Here is an 18,848-nt window from a genome sequence, read left to right as displayed (position 1 = left end):
ATATTTTATGCAGGAAACCACTTTCTTTATCACTCTTCTTTTATTATGCTTATAAGATCTCTTTTTACAGTCTGCCTGTTAGGGCTTGTTTCATATGTTACACAGGCTCAGGTGTCAAAGCCAGTTTCTGCACAGCCTAAAATAACCAATTCCAATCTCAAGTTAGACCCTAAGTTACATGTTTCTATTGCTGCACAATCACTGACAGGTGGAAGTCGAAAATCCTGGAAGTTAACAGGCCTGACTACCAATGGATACAAGCGGGGGATAGATGGTCTATGTATGGAAGATAATATTCTGATATTGAGTAGTGATCAAAATGCCAATTACTCTGAAGGGGCAAACGTATGTACTAAGTCAGTTAGTCAGGTGAACAATCTAAAATGGGAGTTGAGTCAAGATAATAAAAAGCTACTGCTCAGCGGACTGCCAGTTCCGACTACAGATAATAAAAATGCAATGCTTGGTTTCCTTTTAGGGAGTGAGGCTGAAATTACGGAGTTGAACGATAAAACTTTACGCCTAAAATTCAAAGCAACTGATGGCTACATAGATGGAAAGTTGGACTATGTTACCAATGAAGTGACATATACCGCTCAATAGAACGAATGAGAATTATACATTTAAAGTTTACCTTCTCTTCATTGCTTTTTCAATAATGGAGAGAAGGCGTTTCTTATTTAGTTAAGATAGTGTAGAGTCATTCTATATATAAAAGTACTCCAATAACTTCGTACGGCTTTTTACCAACTTTGAATTAAAAGGTTCATAAACAAACTTTTGTTTATCCTCTACCACAATTTTAAAGGGTTGTTTTAGCTTATGTGTCAGGTGATATACTGTTAGATACTCAGCCAGATCTTCATGTGTGCTACTGGTACTATACAGCGAAAGTAGAGGTGTTTTGGCCAGTGACTGGTATAGTTTTCGTGCATAACTGATAGACATAGCTTTACCGGATTGAAATCGATTAGCTAACAACAAGGAGTCCTGAAGAGAAGTTGCCAGCTTGGTTCTTGCTGTCCAGATCCCTTTTGTGAAAGCTGCAGAAAAGGAATTGGCAACAGAAGAAGATGGTTCTGAAATTAATTTTAGCGACCCATCTACAACATGAGTAGTTTCATGCAGTAGTACATACACCAGCGCATTTAATTCTCCTGCTATCACAAAAACGTTGGTTTGAGAATGAGTAGTATCATAACAGGTAAGTTCTTTGGTTGTTAACCATTCTGAGATCGTTTGTTTGAGAATAGCAGCCCGAATCGTAATATCATACACGGTAAACTTGTCCTCAAAGTTTATAGTGGAAGTCAGTGCAGTATTGGGCATATTGTCCAGAAAGTTGATACTGCGTAAATGTTCCTTGAGTACACGCTGATGTAAAGGGGGTAGAGTTGCAAACGCTTCCGCTATAATTTTTTCTTCTTCAGATGTGACTTTGTGTTCGCTTGGATTCATCCCCGCCTCTCTGAATTTTTCCAATACGCTCTCTGAAGTCTTGCGTACCCGTTGTGTAAGTGGAGTTGTTGGATCTAAACCATAACGATTCTGGATAATTGACGCACTATCAGAATCTGCCTTTTGAGCCTTTACAGGAGTAAAAATTACTATTATTACCTGAATCAGGAAAAGCGAAAAAATAAGTCTACGCATAGAGGAAATAAGTTAATTCTGATATAAATAAAACACTTGTAATCGTATTTCAAAATAGAAGTGAACTATATACTACTTTTGCTCACTGCCAATTCCAGATTTATTACTTGTATGCATGAAAAACTAAGAACACATATAGAAAAGATAGTACATCTGACAGATGAGGAGTATGTGTTTGTGTCTTCTCACTTTACAGAGAGACACTACAAAAAACGCGAATTTCTTATTCAAAAAGATGAAAAAGTCAAGTATGCCTATTTTGTACTTTCAGGACTTTTAATGCTGGGATATAACGACGAAGCGGGAAAACATCATATTGTTTCATTTGCCCTGGAAGACTGGTGGGAAACCGATTTTCTGGCTTATCATACCCAGACCAAAGCAACTTTGTCATTACAGTGTCTTGAACATACGCATGTGCTCTGTCTTTCATTGGAAAACTATCAGAGACTATGTGCAGGCCTTCAAAAGATGGAACATTTCTTTCTTGCCAAAGCTAATTCAGGACATATTGCCTCACAACAACGTATTCTATCTTTTTTAACTTCTAACGCAACTGAGCGGTATGATCAGCTCCTCAGACGCTATCCTGCTCTATTGCAGCGTGTACCTAAAACCTTGATCGCTTCCTATCTGGGTGTTTCGCGCGAAACCTTGAGCCGACTATCCTCATAGCCTGCTTTCTGTAAATGTGAAGTTGTGATGTTTGTCACACAAAGAAATTATGTAGTCTGCAGACCTTTGCCGTGTATATATTTATTCACTGTTGTGCCTGTAATGGCATAAACTAACACATGAACAAATGGAAAAACGAGCAATTAATCCCTGGCAATGGCAGGATCAACGTAGTTACGTGCAGGCTGTTGAAGTAAGACAAACAGAAGGTATACTTTATTGTTCAGGACAGGCTGCAGTACATGCCGATGGGCAATCCAGTACGGATGATATGAAAACGCAATTACTTTTGGCCATTCGAAATCTGGAACAAGTGATTACGGAGGCTGGATATGAATGCCAGAATATTGTGCGGTTAAATGTCTTCACTACTTCTTCGGCAGAGTTATTTACCTGTTTTGATGTATTTCAGGACTGGGTTGCAAAACACAATTTAAAACAAGCTACTACTTTACTGGAAGTAAAAAGCCTTTTCGAAACCCTGAAAATTGAATTGGAAGCTACTGTTGTGAAATAGTTTTTCAAAAGTAAGCTAATTATAAAACCCGGTTTTTTATATTGGGTCTTGGCAAAATATTGTGGAGGCTTTTGTGTTTTACTATATCCTTCCAGTAGTGTAGAGAAGTGTATGAATTTTCATTCATAGGCTATTTTAATGCTATTTTCATCTCAATTCTTTTATGAGTAGACATCTCAGAATGTATCTATTGTAATTGTATATGCCATAAAAAGTAGTTTCTTCATAAATGAAATTACTAAAGTTGTAAAAAGCTTGCATACTTCTGTAATAGTTTTATCTTACATACGCAGAAAGAGAAGAGGCTGATAGTTTTGTAAAGCATCTCTGAAAAATGTTTCTTACAAAACACTCCTTTCTTTCTCTATGTGAAATATAGTTTTGAAAGAAGAAATTCATACTATTTACCCTATAACATCTCAGGTTTCTGGATGTCATAGGGTACACTTATTTTGGGATATATGAATACCAACACGAAAGATCTCATACTTGAAAGTACACTCAAGCTGGTAAACCGGGAAGGGTTGTATCATCTCAACATGAAGAAGTTAGCAAAAGAGGCAGGATTGGCTATTGGGACGGCATATATCTATTTTGACAGCAAGGAGACAATTATTAACGAATTGTACCAGAAAATTGTACGAGAATCTGAGGTGGCAGTTTTTAAAAACTTTCAGTCGGAACGTCCTTTAAAGGAAACTGCCATAGCGATGATGAGAAACCTTGTTACATTTTTTGTCTCCAATCCGGATTATTTCAACTTTATCGAACAATATGGTTTCTCACCCATTCTGCTGAAAGAAAGTAAAGAGAAATGGTTAGGTATTATTGACCCATTAACAAAACTTATCGAGAAAGGGAAGAACAAAAGTCTCTTAAAAAACCTACCAACAGTGCTTCTCCTCAATCTGGCACATAGTCCCATTATTGGTATGTTGAAGGCTTTTATTAATAATCAGGTGGATTTAACAGATGAATGGTTGCAGGATCAGTTATTTGAGGCCTGCTGGAAAAGCATAGCCAGTGAAAACATTGATCCAAAAAAAGGCTGAGATCTTTCCATCAGAATTCACACTAAAGAAACTCGGATTCTATGACTAAGGCTGTATTCTTTGTCGTAAAATGTCAATTCTCACTGCCGGAAGCTATCTAGCTTTGTTGTAGTAACAGAGATAATTGATTTTATATGGCAACTGAACATACCCAACAGCTAGTACAGGATTTCCTGGCAAATCTAACCAATAGAAATCTGGATAAGTTAACCCTCCTTTTTGCCGAAAAGCTAGATTGGTATATACCAGGCAATGAAACCCTGGCTCCCTGGACAGGAAGAAGACAGACCCGGGAGGATGTGAAAAATTTCTATGAACTGTTGTGGTCTCAGACTGAGCCTCTTGCAGTACAGATGGACTTGCTGTTGGTAGAAGATAGTCAGGCTGTTATTACAGGCGATTTTTCAACCCGAATGCTGGAAACGGATCAAATAGTAAATTCCTTATTCTGTATTCGGCTATCTATAAAAGATGATCAAATAGTTTGGTATCGGCTGCTGGAAGATAGTTATGCCGTTTCTCAAGCTTTACAAAAAACTTAAGTTAGTACATGACTACTTGCTTTTGTTATCGTATTGATGGGAAAGTTGATGCAGTTTCATCTATATTGGGCAAGGATAAAAGTCAAGTAAATAATATGTCAGAAATAGACAGTGAAAAAGAAAATGTAATGCGTTTGTTGCTTTCTGGTCAACAGGAAAGTATTGAACTTGGCCTGGAAGTGTCAAATTCTCTCCAGATAGATATTGAAGCGTTCAAAAATGATATGAACACACTCTATGACTGGGTGGAGAAAACACGTCAATGGGGAGAATCGTTATCTTTAAGTGAAAAAATTGTCAGGTTACTATCTTTAACAAGAATAAGTCATTCCGGCCAGCTTGGCTTTGACGGTTTCACTCCATTAGATTGTATACCTCCACAGATTAAATATCTGATAAGTCTGGATGTATTAACTCTTTCGCTTAATCACATAGTTGAATTACCTGTAGAAATAGGCTTTCTCCGAAATATGGTAATACTGCTATTGTCAGGAAATCACCTGTCTTTTATTCCCGCAGAAATAGGACAATGTCAAAAACTCGAAATACTGGACTTAAAAAAACAAACTTACAGCAATTGCCTCCTGAAATTGGTAAATGTATTTTACTTGAAACCTTAAAGCTACAAACCAATAAATTAGAATCTCTTCCAGAAGAAATAGGTGATTGTCAACAATTAAAATTCCTGTATTTGAATAATAACAACATACATAGTCTTCCATCAACAATCGGAAAACTTAAAAGCTTAAGAAGTCTGCAAATTGGCCAGAATCCACTTCAAACTCTTCCTGAAGAGATTACTGAGTTGGAAAGTCTGGAAATATTAGAATTGCAATCAACAAATATAGTATATCTCCCCTCCTGTATTGGAAAACTCTCCAGACTAGAATATCTGAATGTAGAAAATGCACAATTGCAAGCCCTACCTGCTAGTATAGGAGAACTCACGAACCTCCAGAACTTATATCTGAATAATAATCAATTGAAAACTCTTCCTGTTGAGATAAATAAATTGAGGAATCTGGATGTGTTACATTTAGCAGGTAATCCACTTTCTGAGTCAGAAAAAAAGACTATTAGATCCTTATTGCCCAATTGTGAGATTAAATTTGAGTAAGAGCTGGACTTTATTGTTATAAATCGAATGCTTTCTGAAACTATCCTGAACTGTTGACAATAAGCTAACAGTTCAGGATGAAAGTAATGTCAGAGGCCTACACCTCCAGTTGCTTCAATACGCTGGCCATTAATCCATCGTGCATCTTCACTGCATAGAAAGGCTGCAATACCTCCTATATCATCAGGTAGTGCTATACGACCAAGCGCAGAAATCTGAGCGGCAAAGGTTCGCATCTCAGGTGTATCGGTCATAGTACTTCCTCCAAAGACAGCACCCGGAGCAATCGCATTGACAGTAATGCCTCTTGGACCAAGTTCAGCTGCTAAATTTCGGGTAAACACATCAATTGCCCCTTTCATAATACTGTAGGCAGACACTCCCGGATAGGTGATACGTGCTACGGCTGAAGACATATTAATCACACGCCCTCCATTGTTTAGTAAAGGCAGCATTTTTTGAGTCAGAAAAAATACTCCTTTCAGATGAATCGCATACATCTGATCAAACTGTTCTTCTGTGTGGGTAGCAATAGGTGAAGTTAGACTCGTACCCGCATTGTTAATCAAAAAGTCAAAATGATCTGTCTCAAAAGTACTCTTTAGAACGGACGTAAGTTTGTTGGAAAAAGCATCAAAGGTGCTGGTGTCTGCTGTATTCAAAGGTAATGCTGCGGCTTTGCGACCTAAGTCTTTTATTTGAGTTACCACTGATTCGGCTTCTGTTTGCTGACTATGATAGGTAATAATAACGTCAGTTCCTTTTTTTGCCAGACTTAGAGCTATGTCTTTGCCGATACCGCGGCTACCACCAGTAACCAGCGCAATTTTATTTGTTGCCATTGGGTTAATATTTACAGTTAATGAACACTGCAAATATCTACCTGTTACGTCGGATTTGTTTTGTATATCCCAATCCGTCTTTTGTATAATTCAATCTTTTGTCTAGTTTAAGCTGTCTGATAGCTGCGTTCTGCCCGGAAGGCAGCTGGCGAAAGCAGAGTCTGACGTTTGAAGAAATGGGAGAAGTGGGCAACATCAGCAAAGCCAAGACTGTCTGAGATTTCTGCCATAGTCCAATGTGTTTTCTTTAGCAAAACCTGTGCCTCCTGTGCAATGCGTTCAGAAATGAGATCGGTGGTAGTACGTCCTGTTTCTTGCTTGAGAATCTTATTGAGATGATTTACATGGACAGCCAGCACATCTGCATACTCTTTGGCTGTACGTAAACGTACCTGTTGTTGGGGTGTTTCAATAGGAAACTGTTGTTCGAGTAACTCAATAAAGAGTGAAGTAATACGGGCTGATGCACTATGTGTAGGATGAAGGGTTGTAGCAGGCTGTAGTTTTTGTCCAAAGTGAATCAGTTCCAGCACATAGGTCCGCAACAGGTCATATTTGTAAGCATAGTCTGATTTAAGCTCTTCCTGCATCCGCTGAAAAATAGCCATGGCATGTATACACTGATCATCGGAGAGTACAAATACAGGATATTCGTTCTCATTAAAGATTGGTAGTTCGTCCAGTACAACGCCACTTTTCAGCGGTTGCAAAAAATCCGGGGTAAAGACACAAAATTTACCCGATAGATTCATATCAAATGGATGCCAGTAAAAGGGCATTTTAGGAGTGGAAAAAATTAAGGCTGCTTGTTTAATATCGAAAACCTTATTGGGATAGATCACCTGACTGGCTCCAATGGTAAGGCTTATCTTGTAAAACGATCGACATGGATAGGGAGAAGCGGGTGTTTGCTGAATATTTTTAAACAGGTTATTGATATCAAACAGATTAAAGTGTCCTACCTGTTGTTGAATGCCACTGGGTAAAAGTGCAGTCAGATCTGTATGGGTACAGGTGGTGATTTCTTCATACAATTCGGTCAATGAAGCTGTTTTCATACGATAGGATTTACAGAAAGGAAATAAAATTGTTTTGTAGAATTCAAATATAGTACTTACTCTTTAAGGAAACTCTCACTTGACTGATAAAGTTTCTGAGGTGATTATTACTCCACAAATAATTCGTCCATAAATTAGTAGTCTATTAGACTTGAAGGACTAATAGCAAGAGATAATCCTGTTTGAGGGAAAGTGACAACTATAATTAAATCATACAAACCTAATTGCTACTTTATAAAGAGTTATGTTAGAATCGTACAAGGAGAAGATAATACAGTTGCTTCTTTCCAACTCGGAAGAAGACCCTCAAAATATTTTAAAAATTATAAAGTCTTTCGAATTAGATATTGAGAAGTTCAAAAACGATATTGAGATAGCTTATAACATATTCATCCCAGGAAAAACAGAGAAGTCATTCATCGAGAAGTTAGCCGATATTGTTTTCACAAAGGAAATCAAATGGTCTAAAGTAAATGGGGGATTTTTGCCCAAACAGATCCGATATTTTATTAATCTGGAAATTCTAGATCTTGCACAGTGTCAACTGGAAATCTTACCAGATGAAATAGGTGAATTAGCAAAGTTGAAAAAACTGGATCTTAGTAATAATCAGCTAATTTCCTTACCATCTACTATTGGTAAACTTACTCAACTGAGTACACTAATTCTGACATCTAATAAAATCAGAGAATTACCTGCTGAAATCGGTAATTTGTCTGCATTAAACTACCTGATAGCAAATAAGAATGAACTTTATGCCCTGCCATCAGAAATTGGAAAGCTGAGTAATCTTATGCAGCTTTACCTTAAAGAAAACAAGCTTTCTTCGTTACCTGCGAGTATAGGAGATCTTCGTGAACTTACTTTCCTGGATTTATTTTTCAATCAAATCCAAAGTTTTCCTGTTGAGGTTTGCAGATTGTCGAACTTGACCGATCTAGACTTGTCTTATAATAGAATTGCTTCATTACCTCAAGAAATTGGCGATTTGAGAAATTTATTAGAGTTAAATCTATCTGAAAATCAATTGGAATCTTTACCAAAAGAGATTAGTAAATGCAAAAATCTGACAGGGCTATATTTGAGACAGAACAAAATACAAATTTTACCTCCAGAAATAGGTAAACTAACAAATATGACTTCTCTACAATTAAAACAGAATAATTTAAGTAGTATACCTTCTCAAATCGCCCATCTGAAACGATTAGAATATCTGAATCTGAGTGATAATCAATTTTCTGTATTTCCTCTGGAAATCTGCTATCTGAAAAATTTAGATAGGTTAGAGTTTGACAATAATAAATTGCAATTTATTCCTTCTGAAATTAGTAATTTGAGAAAGCTAGAAGGACTATCAGTATACGGGAACCAACTGATAAATTTGCCACCTGAGGTTAGTAACCTAAAAAGGTTAGACATGGTCTCCTTAGATAATAATCTTATTTCTGAAAAAGATAAACCCAGTATACGCGCACTGTTTCCCAAAAAGTGTAGTGTCTTTTTTGATCTGGAAGATGAATATGATTTGGAAGAAGAATAAATTATAGGTTATTTGAAGCTGCTACTGGACTACTCATAAACAGTCATCAAAACTATTTACCATCACAGGTTTGGAGCAGACTAAAAAATAGACATACATTTGTAACATGAAAACGCAACTATTGTTTAGCCTCTACTTATTTCTACTATCTGCACAAGATGGGGTAAACTAGTATTGTCTGAACATAACAATATGAAAAGCCCCAGCAACTAGTTGGGGCTTTTTTGTTTACATAGAGTTTTTTAATGTGGGATAAGCTAACTAAGTAGAAGCGCAGCTCTGAAAAAGCTGAGGATGTGGAGCGTTACCACAATCCCGCACCAGTAATACATTTTCAAACAGAAAACAAAACTATGAGTACCTCTTACACATTCTTCTTATTGCAATTACTCGCACTCCTACTCTGGAAGGCAAGGGAGCCTTATGCGTAATTGGATTCAATGATGCATAAAAGCCTCCCTGCCATTGGTAAGGAGGCTTTTTTATTTATGCCCGGATGATGGAACTGGCATACATACGTGTCTCAGAAACACGGCTTTGTGGGTTCGAATCCCACTCCGGGTACGTAGGTCAGAAATATTTATTTCACAATGAGAGTGAGTTGAAAACTTTGTTTTAGTAATGTCCCTGTAGCCCAACTGGCAGAGGCACTGGTCTTAGGAACCAGCCGTTGTGCGTTCGAATCGCACCAGGGATACATGTATTTGTCCATATGGTGAAACTGGTAGACACATCCGTCTCAAACACGGATTCTTAACAGAGTAAAGGTTCGAATCCTTTTATGGACACCATAGTTACTTTGTGCCTGTGATGAAACTGGCAGACATCTCAGACTTAAACCCTGAGGCTTTTTTAGCGTGGGAGTTCGATTCTCCCCAGGCACACAAACTCTAACTGTACTATCTATGCAAACAGCTGAAATCTGTATTTCTGATCCGTCAACGGATGGCAGGGATGCAACACGAATTTCACAAAAACAATCTCGTCGTCTGAAGCAGTTTTTGATGGATGTGGCCTATTTCTATGACCTTCCCAGATGGGCCAATGAAATTTTGTTTGAACTGTTGATGGAAATGGATGCAGATGGGGAAGTTGTTATCAGCATGGGTGTAAAGAAAAGGATCGCTTCTGAATTGAGAATCAGCGTGCCCAGTATCAAAAATGCTATCTCAATTTATGCTAAAAAAGATATTCTGATCCGTCAGCAAACGGGTGTCTATCAATTTAACACGCAGATATTTGGAAAAAGGCAGTGGCAATATATCCGGGATATCCGGATGGGAGTGAACTATGATACCAATGGTACTCGCCAGTTGCAGATTGAAGTTGAATACTACAACTAATAATAGTGAGAACTTTATGCATAGAACTATGCCTATGTCATTCTGTTGTGCATGGTTCTATGCATTTTCATTTGAAGAAATGATTTGGCGTTTGCCTCTGTCAAAACAGTTTTTGCCCAGAGTTCACCGCAAAAATGCGGATGCGTTGAATTAACTGCAATAATTTTTTTTGAACGGAATAAACCGCACGTTTTGTGTTTGAGCATAATTCACCGCAAAAAGAATTCACACGCATTGTTTCAATCAAATCGCTCTGATGTATAGAACTATGCACAGGGTCCAGAAAAGTTTGTGAAAAAAGGTGACTTACGGATAGTAATTTGACAACGTCGGATATTTTTTAAACATATTTGTAGAAACCTCTTTCCTCAATTCTTCTGAAAATGCCTATAGATTCTATCAAAGTGGCATCTGGTTAGTTGATAAGGAATAATCAGTATAATGATTTTTTCTCTGATTTACGTATTTGTTCAGAAGATAAATTTATATTTAGGCTATCATTCCATACAAAGAAGCCTCCTTAACATTTACACCTATATGTTCATTCGATACTTTGTATATGAAAAGCGTTATTTTTTTGCTTCTATTCACTAGTGGTCTACTGTGTACAGCTATTGGTCAGCCAAAACGAGACTTTTCCACTAATTCTCCTCTTGTTAAAACATCCCAAGGCACAGTAGAAGGCGTCACAGAAAAGAGTGGCATTCGTGCATTTAAAGGGATTCCATTTGCAGCTCCTCCCGTAGGCCAGTTGCGGTGGAAGGAGCCTCAACCGCCTCAACCCTGGAAAGGAGTGCGGAAAGCGGACAAATTTGGCCCACGGGCTATGCAGCGGGCGGTATTCGGAGATATGAACTTTCGTTCCAATGGCATGAGTGAAGATTGTTTGTATCTGAATGTATGGACTCCGGCAAAGTCAGGAAATGAGAAATTGCCCGTATTAGTCTATTATTATGGAGGTGGCTATATGGCGGGTGATGGGTCAGAGCCCCGGTATGATGGTGAGAATATGGCCCAGAAAGGCATTGTCACCGTTACAGTCAACTACCGTTTGGGTGTGTTTGGCTTTCTGGCACATCCGGAATTAACCAAAGAATCTTCACATAAGGCATCGGGAAACTATGGCCTGATGGATCAGAGTGCTGCATTGCGTTGGGTACAGCAAAACATTGCCGCTTTTGGGGGTGATCCTAAAAAGATCACCATTGCCGGAGAGTCAGCAGGCTCTTCTTCTGTTTCTGCTCAGATGGCCTCACCCTTATCCCGAAATCTGATTGCTGGTGCCATTGGAGAAAGTGGTTCATTGCTTTCGCTGCAACCACTGGCTACTTTGGCTCAGGCGGAAGAAATGGGACTGAATTACGCCAAAAGCATCGGGGCTACTACACTGGAAGCTCTGCGGAACATGCCAGCCGATCAGTTGCTGGAAACCACTGCCAAACCTGAGACACCACGTTTCAGACCAATCGTGGATGGATATTTTCTGCCAGACTTCCCGGTTGTCATTTTTCAGGCAGGGCAACAGGCGCATGTACCACTACTGGCAGGTTGGAACTCAGAAGAAGCGAATTACAGATCCATACTGGGAGAAGAGCCTCCTACTGTAGAAAATTATGAGAAAGCCCTGCAAAAACATTTTGGCGAACAGGCTGGAGAGGTACTAAAGCTATATCCGGCTACCACACAGGAACAGGTAATGGATATGGGAACCCAGTTAGCCAGTGACAGGGGTACAGGTTTCAGTACCTGGCAGTGGATTGATTTGCATAGCAAAACAGGAGGGAAGCCTGTATATCGTTATTTTTATACTCGTCCCCGTCCACCCATGACGCCTGAAATGGGTGATGCTTCAGCCGGAATGGCAGGAGGGGTAATCAAAGCCAATGATCCTACTGCCATAAAAATGCCTCCGGCTCGGGGTGCTGTGCATTCAGCAGAGATAGAGTATGCTATGGGTAATCTGTCTACCAATAAGGTTTACTCCTGGACAAAAGAAGATTACAAAGTATCTGAAACCATGCAGGCTTATTTCGCCAACTTTATTAAAACAGGTAATCCCAATGGAGGTAATTTACCAAAATGGTCAGTTGTAGGTTCTCAGGGCGATGTACAGCTAATGAAAATTGATGTAACGTCTGCTGCACAGACAGATCAAAACAAACGTTACCAGCTATTGGAGCAGATTGCTGGTAAGAAAACAGCAGCCCGATAAGAAACTGCCATACAAGTGTAAAGGTTTATAAACTCATGACTTAGTACTACATATATTCATAAACAAACCCATATGAGCCAACTAAATAAAGAAGACATTAAACAGGAAGTCTTTGATCTGTACGACGATTATGCCCATAGCCGTATTGACAGGCGTGATTTTATGCAGAAGCTATCTGCGTATGCAGTAGGAGGTTTAACTGTAACCTCATTGATGAGTTTTTTAATGCCAGATTATATAGGGGCGGTTCAGATCAAACCCGATGATCCGCGGTTAAAAACAGAGTATGTCCAATATTCTTCTCCAAAAGGGGGTGGTACGATCAAAGGTTTGCTGGCAATGCCTGCGGATACCAAAAAGAAGCTAGGAGGGATTGTGGTAGTCCACGAAAACAGAGGACTAAATCCGCACATTGAAGATGTTTGCCGTCGGGCTGCATTGGCCGGCTTTATTGCGCTGGCACCAGATGCATTGACTCCACTAGGTGGATATCCGGGCAATGATGATGAGGGCAGAACCTTACAGAGTAAGCGGGATAGAAATGAAATGCTCGAAGACTTTATTGCCGCAGATGAATACCTGAGCAAACATAAAAACTGCAACGGTAAGATAGGTGTGGTAGGCTTTTGCTTCGGAGGCTGGATTGCCAATATGATGGCAGTTCGTATCCCCAATCTGGCAGCATCCGTTCCTTTCTATGGTGGACAGCCCGCCACAGAAGACGTTCCCAAGATAAAAGCACCATTGCTGATACATTATGGAGAACTGGATACGCGTGTAAATGAAGGATGGCCTGCTTATGAGAAAGCACTCAAGGAAAATAATAAAGAATACACTGAGTATATGTATGCCAACGCCAATCATGGCTTCCACAACGATACTACTCCCCGATATGACAAAGCTGCCGCCGAACTTGCCTGGAAGCGTACTACCGATTTCTTCAAAGAGAAGTTAAAGTAATTCTGTTGAGGGAAGCGTAAGAAACTTGAGTGATCCCGAATCTTGGATGTGAGTAGGACTCAAGCCTATGCTTTTGAAAAAAGTGTAGGCTTGAGGTGATTTTTGAGAATTACTCTCTTGTCATTTGTTTATTGTCACTTACATTGCTCTTCCACTAGCTCCTTCATTTTTTGCTTGCCAAAAAAGGACAACAAATGAGAATTTGGTGAGCCAGAATGTGTGCCTTATCTTGTCCCATATCTTTTCTGGAAACAAAGAAAGTTTCTGGCGCAAGTGTCCGCTTGTGTCCATTTTGAAAGCAGCGTCTGCTTGTATTGAGCATTCCCGTCGTTGGTGTTATCACCAACATGAACAATGGGAAAGTGGTCGTTGGTGATAACACCAACATGGGGAACGTTGCCTTGCTATGGACTTTATTAATGACAAGGCAATTCTTTAGAAAGAGTAAAACTTCTGACGTTTCTGACAGATCAGACCCTTGTAAAAAACATTTTTTAAAGGAGGGTAACTATATAGTTACTATATCTGATTGGTTAACAGTAATTTATAAAGTATGGGTACAGGCATTGTGTATTTAGTCTGAACGTGAAAAGTGATTCCAGAATTTTTAAATAAAATAATATGCTGTCTATCAAATACTTAAAGAATTACAATGCTCTATCCCCTTTAAAAAATGTTTTTTACAGGGGTCTGTTCTGTCAGAAATGTCAGGTTTTCACTATGATACTCTATACAAAACTACAGATATCAGCTTAAATCCTAATTTTCAACACCTCCACCGAGAGCCCGATACAAATCTGTAATTGCGTTTAACTTATCCCTTCGGATTGTAATAGCCTCCAGTTCATTTTGTAATGCGTTGTTCTGAGCCGTAATCACTTCCAGATAGGTTGCCATAGCGCTTTTGTAAAGCATCATAACATCATGGGTTGCCTTGGTAAGAGAGGCTTTCTTTTTCTCTACCAGGTCAATGCGTTCATCTGCATATTTTGATCTGACCAATGCATCGGATACTTCGCCTACTGCTGTTAACACAGATTGCCGGAACTGAGCAGATGCTTTCTGTTGATCAATCAAGGCAATGTCATAGGCAGCTTTAAGCGAACGTTTCTGAAAAATGGGTTGTGTCAGGCCAACACCCACGCTTTTTACCAATGAGCCGGGAAGATCAAACCAGGTGTTAAACAAATAAGAGTTAGATCCTATAGAGGGTGTGATACTTATCGTTGGATACAATGCTGCTTTGGCTAATCCTGTCCGCGCATTGGCTGACACGATCATATACTCCATTGCTTTTACATCCGGCCTGCGACTTAACAGGGCAGCAGGTACACCTGACGGAAATACTTCCTCTGGCATGACAGCAGCAAGGCTTTCGGCTCTGGTGATACTATCAGGGAAGCTGCCACACAGGATACTCAGTGCATTTTCCTGCATAGCGATAGTTTGCAAAGTCATAGGAACCAGCAACTCGGCTGTTTTTTTCTGGGCTTCGGCTTGTTCTACTGCCAGCGAATTTACCAACGCTGAGTTATACTGTAACTGGATCATCGCTAAGGTAGTATCACCCAGTTCGACATTTCGTTTGGCAACCTTCAGTTGTTCATCAAGGGCAATCAGGTTGTAATAGGCCTGAGCCACCTGTACGATGATTCGTGTTTTCAAGGCAGAAAGATTTTCCTTTTGTGAAAAGTAGGTAGCCAGAGCTCCTTCTTTCTGCATTCTCGCTTTGCCCCAAATATCTGCTTCCCAGGATAGTCTGAGGGTGGCACTGTAGTCATCCATATAACGGGTTCCCAGATACTGTTCACTCAACGAACCATTGAGTGAGTTCTTGGAAAGCCAGTTTCTGTTGGCGGATACATTCAGGTCAACAATTGGCAACAATCCCAATCTTGCCTGTTTGTAGCTCAGCTCTAGTTGTTGCATATTCATCACGGCCACTGCCACATCATTGTTTTTAGACAGTGCTTTTTCAATTAATCCTACTAGTGCAGCATCTTTAAAAAAAGTTTTCCAGGGCAACAGCACTGTATCTGCTGTGACAGAGACTGGCTGTTCACGATACTGCTGAGGCATATCCAGTTCGGGTCGGCTGTACTTTTTTCCTACCCGACAGGCCGAAAGGCATATAAGCAATAAGGCACTTACAGCTATATATTTATTAAATGTTTTCATACTTAGTTAGTTAGGCAGGAATTGCTTTCGTTTTTCTAGATACTTTTTCCTGTATGAACTGGAATATCATATAGAGCAGAGGGATAACAAATACCCCCAGCACAACTCCACTTAGCATCCCAACAGCCGCACCTGTACTGATAGATTTGTTACCCACTGCTGAGCCTCCTTTGGCTAGCATTAGTGGAATCATACCTACAATAAAAGCCAACGATGTCATAATGATAGGCCGTAAGCGGGCCTTAGCTCCATCCAGTGCAGATTCAACAATAGACAGACCTGCCCTTCTGCGTTGTACGGCAAACTCTACAATCAGAATCGCATTCTTTGCCAGTAATCCAATCAACATAATCAAACCTACCTGCACATAGATGTTGTTGTCCAGTCCGATAGCCTTAATTCCAAGGAAAGCCCCGATAATGCCTGTAGGAATAGATAGAAGTACTGCCAATGGCAACAGATAACTTTCATACAAGGCGGCTAACAGAAAATACACAAACATCAGACTTAGCAGCAGGATAACCATAGTCTGGTTACCAGAAGACTTTTCTTCCAGACTCAGACCTGTCCACTCGTAGCTGTAATCTGCTGGAAGCTTTTTTAATACACTTTGTTCCAACTGATCCATAATCGCTCCATTACTGGTACCTGGCTGAGCTACAACGTTTAGGGTTACAGAATTGTAGAGATTGTAACGGTTTACAGATTCCGGGCCATACACTTTACTCAGCGTAACCATCGACTTTACAGGAACCATCTGATTCATGTTGTTACGCACAAAAATCTCGTTAAATGCATCCTCATCCGTTCTGAAAATACCATCAGCCTTTATATTTACACGGTAGAACTTGCCAAATCGCGTAAAGTTCAGTGACTGATCTCCCGAGAAATACGTCTGTATAGCACCCAGCATGCTGCTAACCTCTACACCCAGTTCACTCGCTTTTTCTTCATCTACTTCCAGTTCCAGTTGTGGGTAATCGGCACGAAACATGGTGTAGGCAGATTGTACACCGGGTTGCTGCATAATCTGACCAAGCACATTATCGGCCATTGCCTTTAAAGAAGCAGGATCTCTACCCATCTTGTCCTGTAATACAATTTCGGCCCCACTGGTTGCCCCATAGCCATCTACAGGAGGGAACCGAAACGCCATCACTGATCCTTCTTTGATAGTGTTCAGTTTTTCGGAAATGAGGCCATGTATCACGTCAATGTCTTTTATAACACCCCTGTCTTTTACTTCTTTTAGCTGAATGAAGCCCATGGCATAGGCAGGACCCGCACTACCACTGAGAATATTAAATCCGGTGATGCTGGAGTTGCTTTCAATAGATTCTACGTCTTCCAGCAGTTTGTCGATTTTTCGGGCAACAGCCGTTGTATTGTCAAGAGCCGTGCCCGGAGGCATACTTAAGCTATAAGCAATAAAGTTGTCGTCTTCCATTGGTACAAAGCTTCGTGGAGTGCTGGTCATCAGGAAGGCAGCGCCTGCAATAACCAACACTATCAGACCTACTCCCAGCCATTTCTTTCTGGCCAGAAACCGAACTCCTTTTATATACCGGCCTGTCATGCTGTCAAACCCAGTATTAAATGCTGTGAAAAAACGCTGACTGAAACCAAGCTTTTTCGCTTTGCCTGTATGGTCTGCATCGTGTGTATTTTTCAATAGCAAGGCACAGAGAGCCGGAGTAAGTGTAAGGGCGTTGACAGCAGAAATGATAATAGCAATAGCCAGAGTATACGCAAACTGCTTGTAAAACAGACCCGAAGAACCTGTCATAAACCCAATAGGAATAAACACCGCCGCCATCACAAGCGTAATAGAAATAACCGCCCCTGTGATTTCATTCATGGCACTATGCGTTGCTTCTCTACCACTCATGTCTGAACCTTCCATTTTGCTGTGTACAGCCTCTACTACTACAATGGCATCATCCACCACAATCCCAATAGCCAACACCAGAGCGAACAGCGTAAGAATGTTGATCGTAAACCCGAATGCCAGCAGGAAGAAGAATGTACCGACAATGGCTACAGGAACAGCTATAGCAGGGATAATCGTTGACCGAAAATCTTGCAGGAATAGAAACACCACAATAAATACCAGCACAAACGCTTCGATCAAGGTAGACTTTACCTGCTGAGTAGCCTCATCCAGACGGTCTTTGGTACTCATCAGTTTACTGAATTTGATACCAGGAGGAAATGACCGGGATGCTTTTTCAATTTCCTTGTTCACACCTATTTCAATCTCATTGGCATTAGACCCTGTAGTTTGCAGAATCGCAACTGTAACAGCATGTTTGCCATTGGCTTTTGTATTCCCACTATAACTGATTGACCCAAATTCAATACGTGCCACATCTTTCAACCGTACCAAATTGGTGCCGTTCCGTTTGATAATGATATTTTCGTACTCTTCCGGTTTACTCTTTTTTCCCCGATACCGAATTACATATTCCAGAGCGGCATTTGATTCCTCACCTAGTTTTCCGGGTGCAGATTCCAGACTCTGACGGCTAATAGCATTCGTCACGTCTTCAGGCATAAGTCCATAACTAGCCATTCGTTGCGGATTAAGCCAGATACGCATAGAATAGTCTTTCGTACCAAATATCTGCGCCTGTCCAACACCAGGAACCCGTTTAATCTGTGGAACCAGATTGATGTTTACATAATTCTGAAGGAATAATTCATCGTATTTCTCATTATCTTCTGTGTATATATTGAAGATCATGATCATACTATTCTGCTGTTTGGAAGTAGTTAATCCCATGCGCACTACTTCCTGTGGCAGAATAGGTGTTGCCTGCTGCACTCTGTTTTGTACGTTTACAGCAGCTTGATCAGGGTCTACCCCTTGCTTGAATATAATCCGAATAGAGAACGAACCATCATTACTGGCAGAAGAGCTGATGTACTGCATGTTCTCTACCCCATTGATTTGCTCTTCCAGGGGAGTTACCACTGAACGCAATACAGCCTCACTGTTTCCTCCAGGATAGCTGCCACTGACCATAACCGTAGGAGGGGAGATATCCGGAAATCGGGTTATCGGAAGTCTGAGAAGCCCGATAAGGCCGAGTATGACAAATACTACGGATATAACCGTAGCCAATACTGGCCTGTCTATTATATTTTTTAACATACTAT

The 18,848-nt window shown here is 40.2% G+C and carries 16 protein-coding genes and 4 tRNA genes; 15 read left to right on the top strand and 5 right to left on the bottom strand.

From position 1 onward, the window contains the following. The first annotated feature begins 45 nt into the window (after positions 1–45). Positions 46–603 (top strand): hypothetical protein, encoded by a 558-nt coding sequence (locus QNI15_RS22980; protein WP_314033742.1) that lies wholly within the window; start codon positions 46–48, stop codon positions 601–603. Between the two features lie 102 nt (positions 604–705). Here the strand turns inward: QNI15_RS22980 and QNI15_RS22975 are convergent, their stop codons facing one another. Further along, a complete protein-coding gene (locus QNI15_RS22975; RefSeq protein ID WP_314033740.1) occupies positions 706–1,653 on the bottom strand; it encodes a hypothetical protein in 948 nt (315 codons plus the stop codon). A 111-nt stretch (positions 1,654–1,764) separates the two neighbouring features. Between QNI15_RS22975 and QNI15_RS22970 the strand changes: the two genes are divergently transcribed. The 6 genes from QNI15_RS22970 to QNI15_RS22945 all read left to right on the top strand — a co-directional run bounded on the left by QNI15_RS22970 (position 1,765) and on the right by QNI15_RS22945 (position 5,556). Next, positions 1,765–2,328, top strand: a complete 564-nt coding sequence (locus tag QNI15_RS22970; protein WP_314033738.1) for a Crp/Fnr family transcriptional regulator — start codon at positions 1,765–1,767, stop codon at positions 2,326–2,328. Positions 2,329–2,455: 127 nt separating this feature from the next. Beyond that, positions 2,456–2,845, top strand: a complete 390-nt coding sequence (locus QNI15_RS22965; protein ID WP_313994976.1) for a RidA family protein — start codon at positions 2,456–2,458, stop codon at positions 2,843–2,845. 461 nt (positions 2,846–3,306) lie between these two features. Continuing rightward, the gene (locus QNI15_RS22960; protein WP_313994974.1) at positions 3,307–3,897 is read left to right on the top strand and encodes a TetR/AcrR family transcriptional regulator; all 591 of its coding nucleotides are present in this window, start codon (positions 3,307–3,309) and stop codon (positions 3,895–3,897) included. 134 nt (positions 3,898–4,031) lie between these two features. Continuing rightward, positions 4,032–4,439: a nuclear transport factor 2 family protein gene (locus QNI15_RS22955; protein ID WP_313994971.1), complete on the top strand. Its 408-nt coding sequence runs from the start codon at positions 4,032–4,034 to the stop codon at positions 4,437–4,439. Between the two features lie 8 nt (positions 4,440–4,447). Next, positions 4,448–5,059 carry a hypothetical protein gene (locus tag QNI15_RS22950; RefSeq protein WP_314033923.1) on the top strand — a complete coding sequence of 204 codons (612 nt, stop codon included), beginning with the start codon at positions 4,448–4,450 and terminating at the stop codon, positions 5,057–5,059. Further along, entirely contained in the window at positions 5,017–5,556 is a 540-nt protein-coding gene (locus tag QNI15_RS22945) for a leucine-rich repeat domain-containing protein (RefSeq protein WP_314033736.1), read from the top strand. Before QNI15_RS22950 ends, QNI15_RS22945 begins: the two co-directional genes overlap by 43 nt. An 89-nt stretch (positions 5,557–5,645) precedes the next feature. On the opposite strand, the gene QNI15_RS22940 is transcribed toward QNI15_RS22945, so the two are convergent. Then, complete coding sequence (locus QNI15_RS22940; protein ID WP_314033734.1) at positions 5,646–6,398, bottom strand: SDR family oxidoreductase; 753 nt, start codon at positions 6,396–6,398, stop codon at positions 5,646–5,648. 107 nt (positions 6,399–6,505) lie between these two features. Beyond that, on the bottom strand, positions 6,506–7,456 hold the full coding sequence (locus tag QNI15_RS22935; RefSeq protein WP_314033733.1) for a helix-turn-helix domain-containing protein: 951 nt from the start codon (positions 7,454–7,456) through the stop codon (positions 6,506–6,508). A 277-nt stretch (positions 7,457–7,733) separates the two neighbouring features. Between QNI15_RS22935 and QNI15_RS22930 the strand changes: the two genes are divergently transcribed. The 8 genes from QNI15_RS22930 to QNI15_RS22895 all read left to right on the top strand — a co-directional run bounded on the left by QNI15_RS22930 (position 7,734) and on the right by QNI15_RS22895 (position 13,511). Next, entirely contained in the window at positions 7,734–8,996 is a 1,263-nt protein-coding gene (locus QNI15_RS22930; RefSeq protein ID WP_313994953.1) for a leucine-rich repeat domain-containing protein, read from the top strand. Between the two features lie 490 nt (positions 8,997–9,486). Continuing rightward, positions 9,487–9,560, top strand: a tRNA-Leu gene (locus QNI15_RS22925). 59 nt (positions 9,561–9,619) lie between these two features. Beyond that, a tRNA-Leu gene (locus tag QNI15_RS22920) sits at positions 9,620–9,693 on the top strand. Positions 9,694–9,702: 9 nt separating this feature from the next. Beyond that, positions 9,703–9,787 (top strand) — tRNA-Leu (locus QNI15_RS22915). Between the two features lie 10 nt (positions 9,788–9,797). Beyond that, positions 9,798–9,880 (top strand) — tRNA-Leu (locus QNI15_RS22910). A gap of 21 nt (positions 9,881–9,901) precedes the next feature. After that, positions 9,902–10,339 (top strand): hypothetical protein, encoded by a 438-nt coding sequence (locus QNI15_RS22905; RefSeq protein WP_314033730.1) that lies wholly within the window; start codon positions 9,902–9,904, stop codon positions 10,337–10,339. Positions 10,340–10,898: 559 nt separating this feature from the next. Beyond that, positions 10,899–12,551: a carboxylesterase/lipase family protein gene (locus tag QNI15_RS22900; RefSeq protein ID WP_314033728.1), complete on the top strand. Its 1,653-nt coding sequence runs from the start codon at positions 10,899–10,901 to the stop codon at positions 12,549–12,551. 72 nt (positions 12,552–12,623) lie between these two features. Then, the gene (locus QNI15_RS22895) at positions 12,624–13,511 is read left to right on the top strand and encodes a dienelactone hydrolase family protein (protein ID WP_314033727.1); all 888 of its coding nucleotides are present in this window, start codon (positions 12,624–12,626) and stop codon (positions 13,509–13,511) included. 759 nt (positions 13,512–14,270) lie between these two features. Here the strand turns inward: QNI15_RS22895 and QNI15_RS22890 are convergent. Both QNI15_RS22890 and QNI15_RS22885 read right to left on the bottom strand, forming a co-directional pair. After that, positions 14,271–15,689: an efflux transporter outer membrane subunit gene (locus QNI15_RS22890; RefSeq protein WP_314033725.1), complete on the bottom strand. Its 1,419-nt coding sequence runs from the start codon at positions 15,687–15,689 to the stop codon at positions 14,271–14,273. 10 nt (positions 15,690–15,699) lie between these two features. Continuing rightward, positions 15,700–18,843, bottom strand: a complete 3,144-nt coding sequence (locus QNI15_RS22885) for an efflux RND transporter permease subunit (RefSeq protein WP_314033723.1) — start codon at positions 18,841–18,843, stop codon at positions 15,700–15,702. Positions 18,844–18,848: the final 5 nt, after the last annotated feature.

The sequence above is a fragment of the Xanthocytophaga flava genome (assembly GCF_030068545.1).
In the GTDB taxonomy this organism is placed as follows: Bacteria; Bacteroidota; Bacteroidia; order Cytophagales; family 172606-1; genus Xanthocytophaga; species Xanthocytophaga flava.
This window is presented reverse-complemented; position numbering and strand designations above follow the sequence as displayed.

Excerpts from the sequence above, each read along its gene's own strand:
- QNI15_RS22895 (WP_314033727.1), top strand. The coding sequence starts at position 12,624 with ATGAGCCAACTAAATAAAGAAGACATTAAACAGGAAGTCTTTGATCTG.
- QNI15_RS22980 (WP_314033742.1), top strand. The coding sequence starts at position 46 with ATGCTTATAAGATCTCTTTTTACAGTCTGCCTGTTAGGGCTTGTTTCA.
- QNI15_RS22905 (WP_314033730.1), top strand. The coding sequence starts at position 9,902 with ATGCAAACAGCTGAAATCTGTATTTCTGATCCGTCAACGGATGGCAGG.
- QNI15_RS22890 (WP_314033725.1), bottom strand. The coding sequence starts at position 15,689 with ATGAAAACATTTAATAAATATATAGCTGTAAGTGCCTTATTGCTTATA.
- QNI15_RS22950 (WP_314033923.1), top strand. The coding sequence starts at position 4,448 with ATGACTACTTGCTTTTGTTATCGTATTGATGGGAAAGTTGATGCAGTT.
- QNI15_RS22955 (WP_313994971.1), top strand. The coding sequence starts at position 4,032 with ATGGCAACTGAACATACCCAACAGCTAGTACAGGATTTCCTGGCAAAT.
- QNI15_RS22885 (WP_314033723.1), bottom strand. The coding sequence starts at position 18,843 with ATGTTAAAAAATATAATAGACAGGCCAGTATTGGCTACGGTTATATCC.
- QNI15_RS22940 (WP_314033734.1), bottom strand. The coding sequence starts at position 6,398 with ATGGCAACAAATAAAATTGCGCTGGTTACTGGTGGTAGCCGCGGTATC.
- QNI15_RS22970 (WP_314033738.1), top strand. The coding sequence starts at position 1,765 with ATGCATGAAAAACTAAGAACACATATAGAAAAGATAGTACATCTGACA.
- QNI15_RS22900 (WP_314033728.1), top strand. The coding sequence starts at position 10,899 with ATGAAAAGCGTTATTTTTTTGCTTCTATTCACTAGTGGTCTACTGTGT.
- QNI15_RS22975 (WP_314033740.1), bottom strand. The coding sequence starts at position 1,653 with ATGCGTAGACTTATTTTTTCGCTTTTCCTGATTCAGGTAATAATAGTA.
- QNI15_RS22965 (WP_313994976.1), top strand. The coding sequence starts at position 2,456 with ATGGAAAAACGAGCAATTAATCCCTGGCAATGGCAGGATCAACGTAGT.
- QNI15_RS22935 (WP_314033733.1), bottom strand. The coding sequence starts at position 7,456 with ATGAAAACAGCTTCATTGACCGAATTGTATGAAGAAATCACCACCTGT.
- QNI15_RS22960 (WP_313994974.1), top strand. The coding sequence starts at position 3,307 with ATGAATACCAACACGAAAGATCTCATACTTGAAAGTACACTCAAGCTG.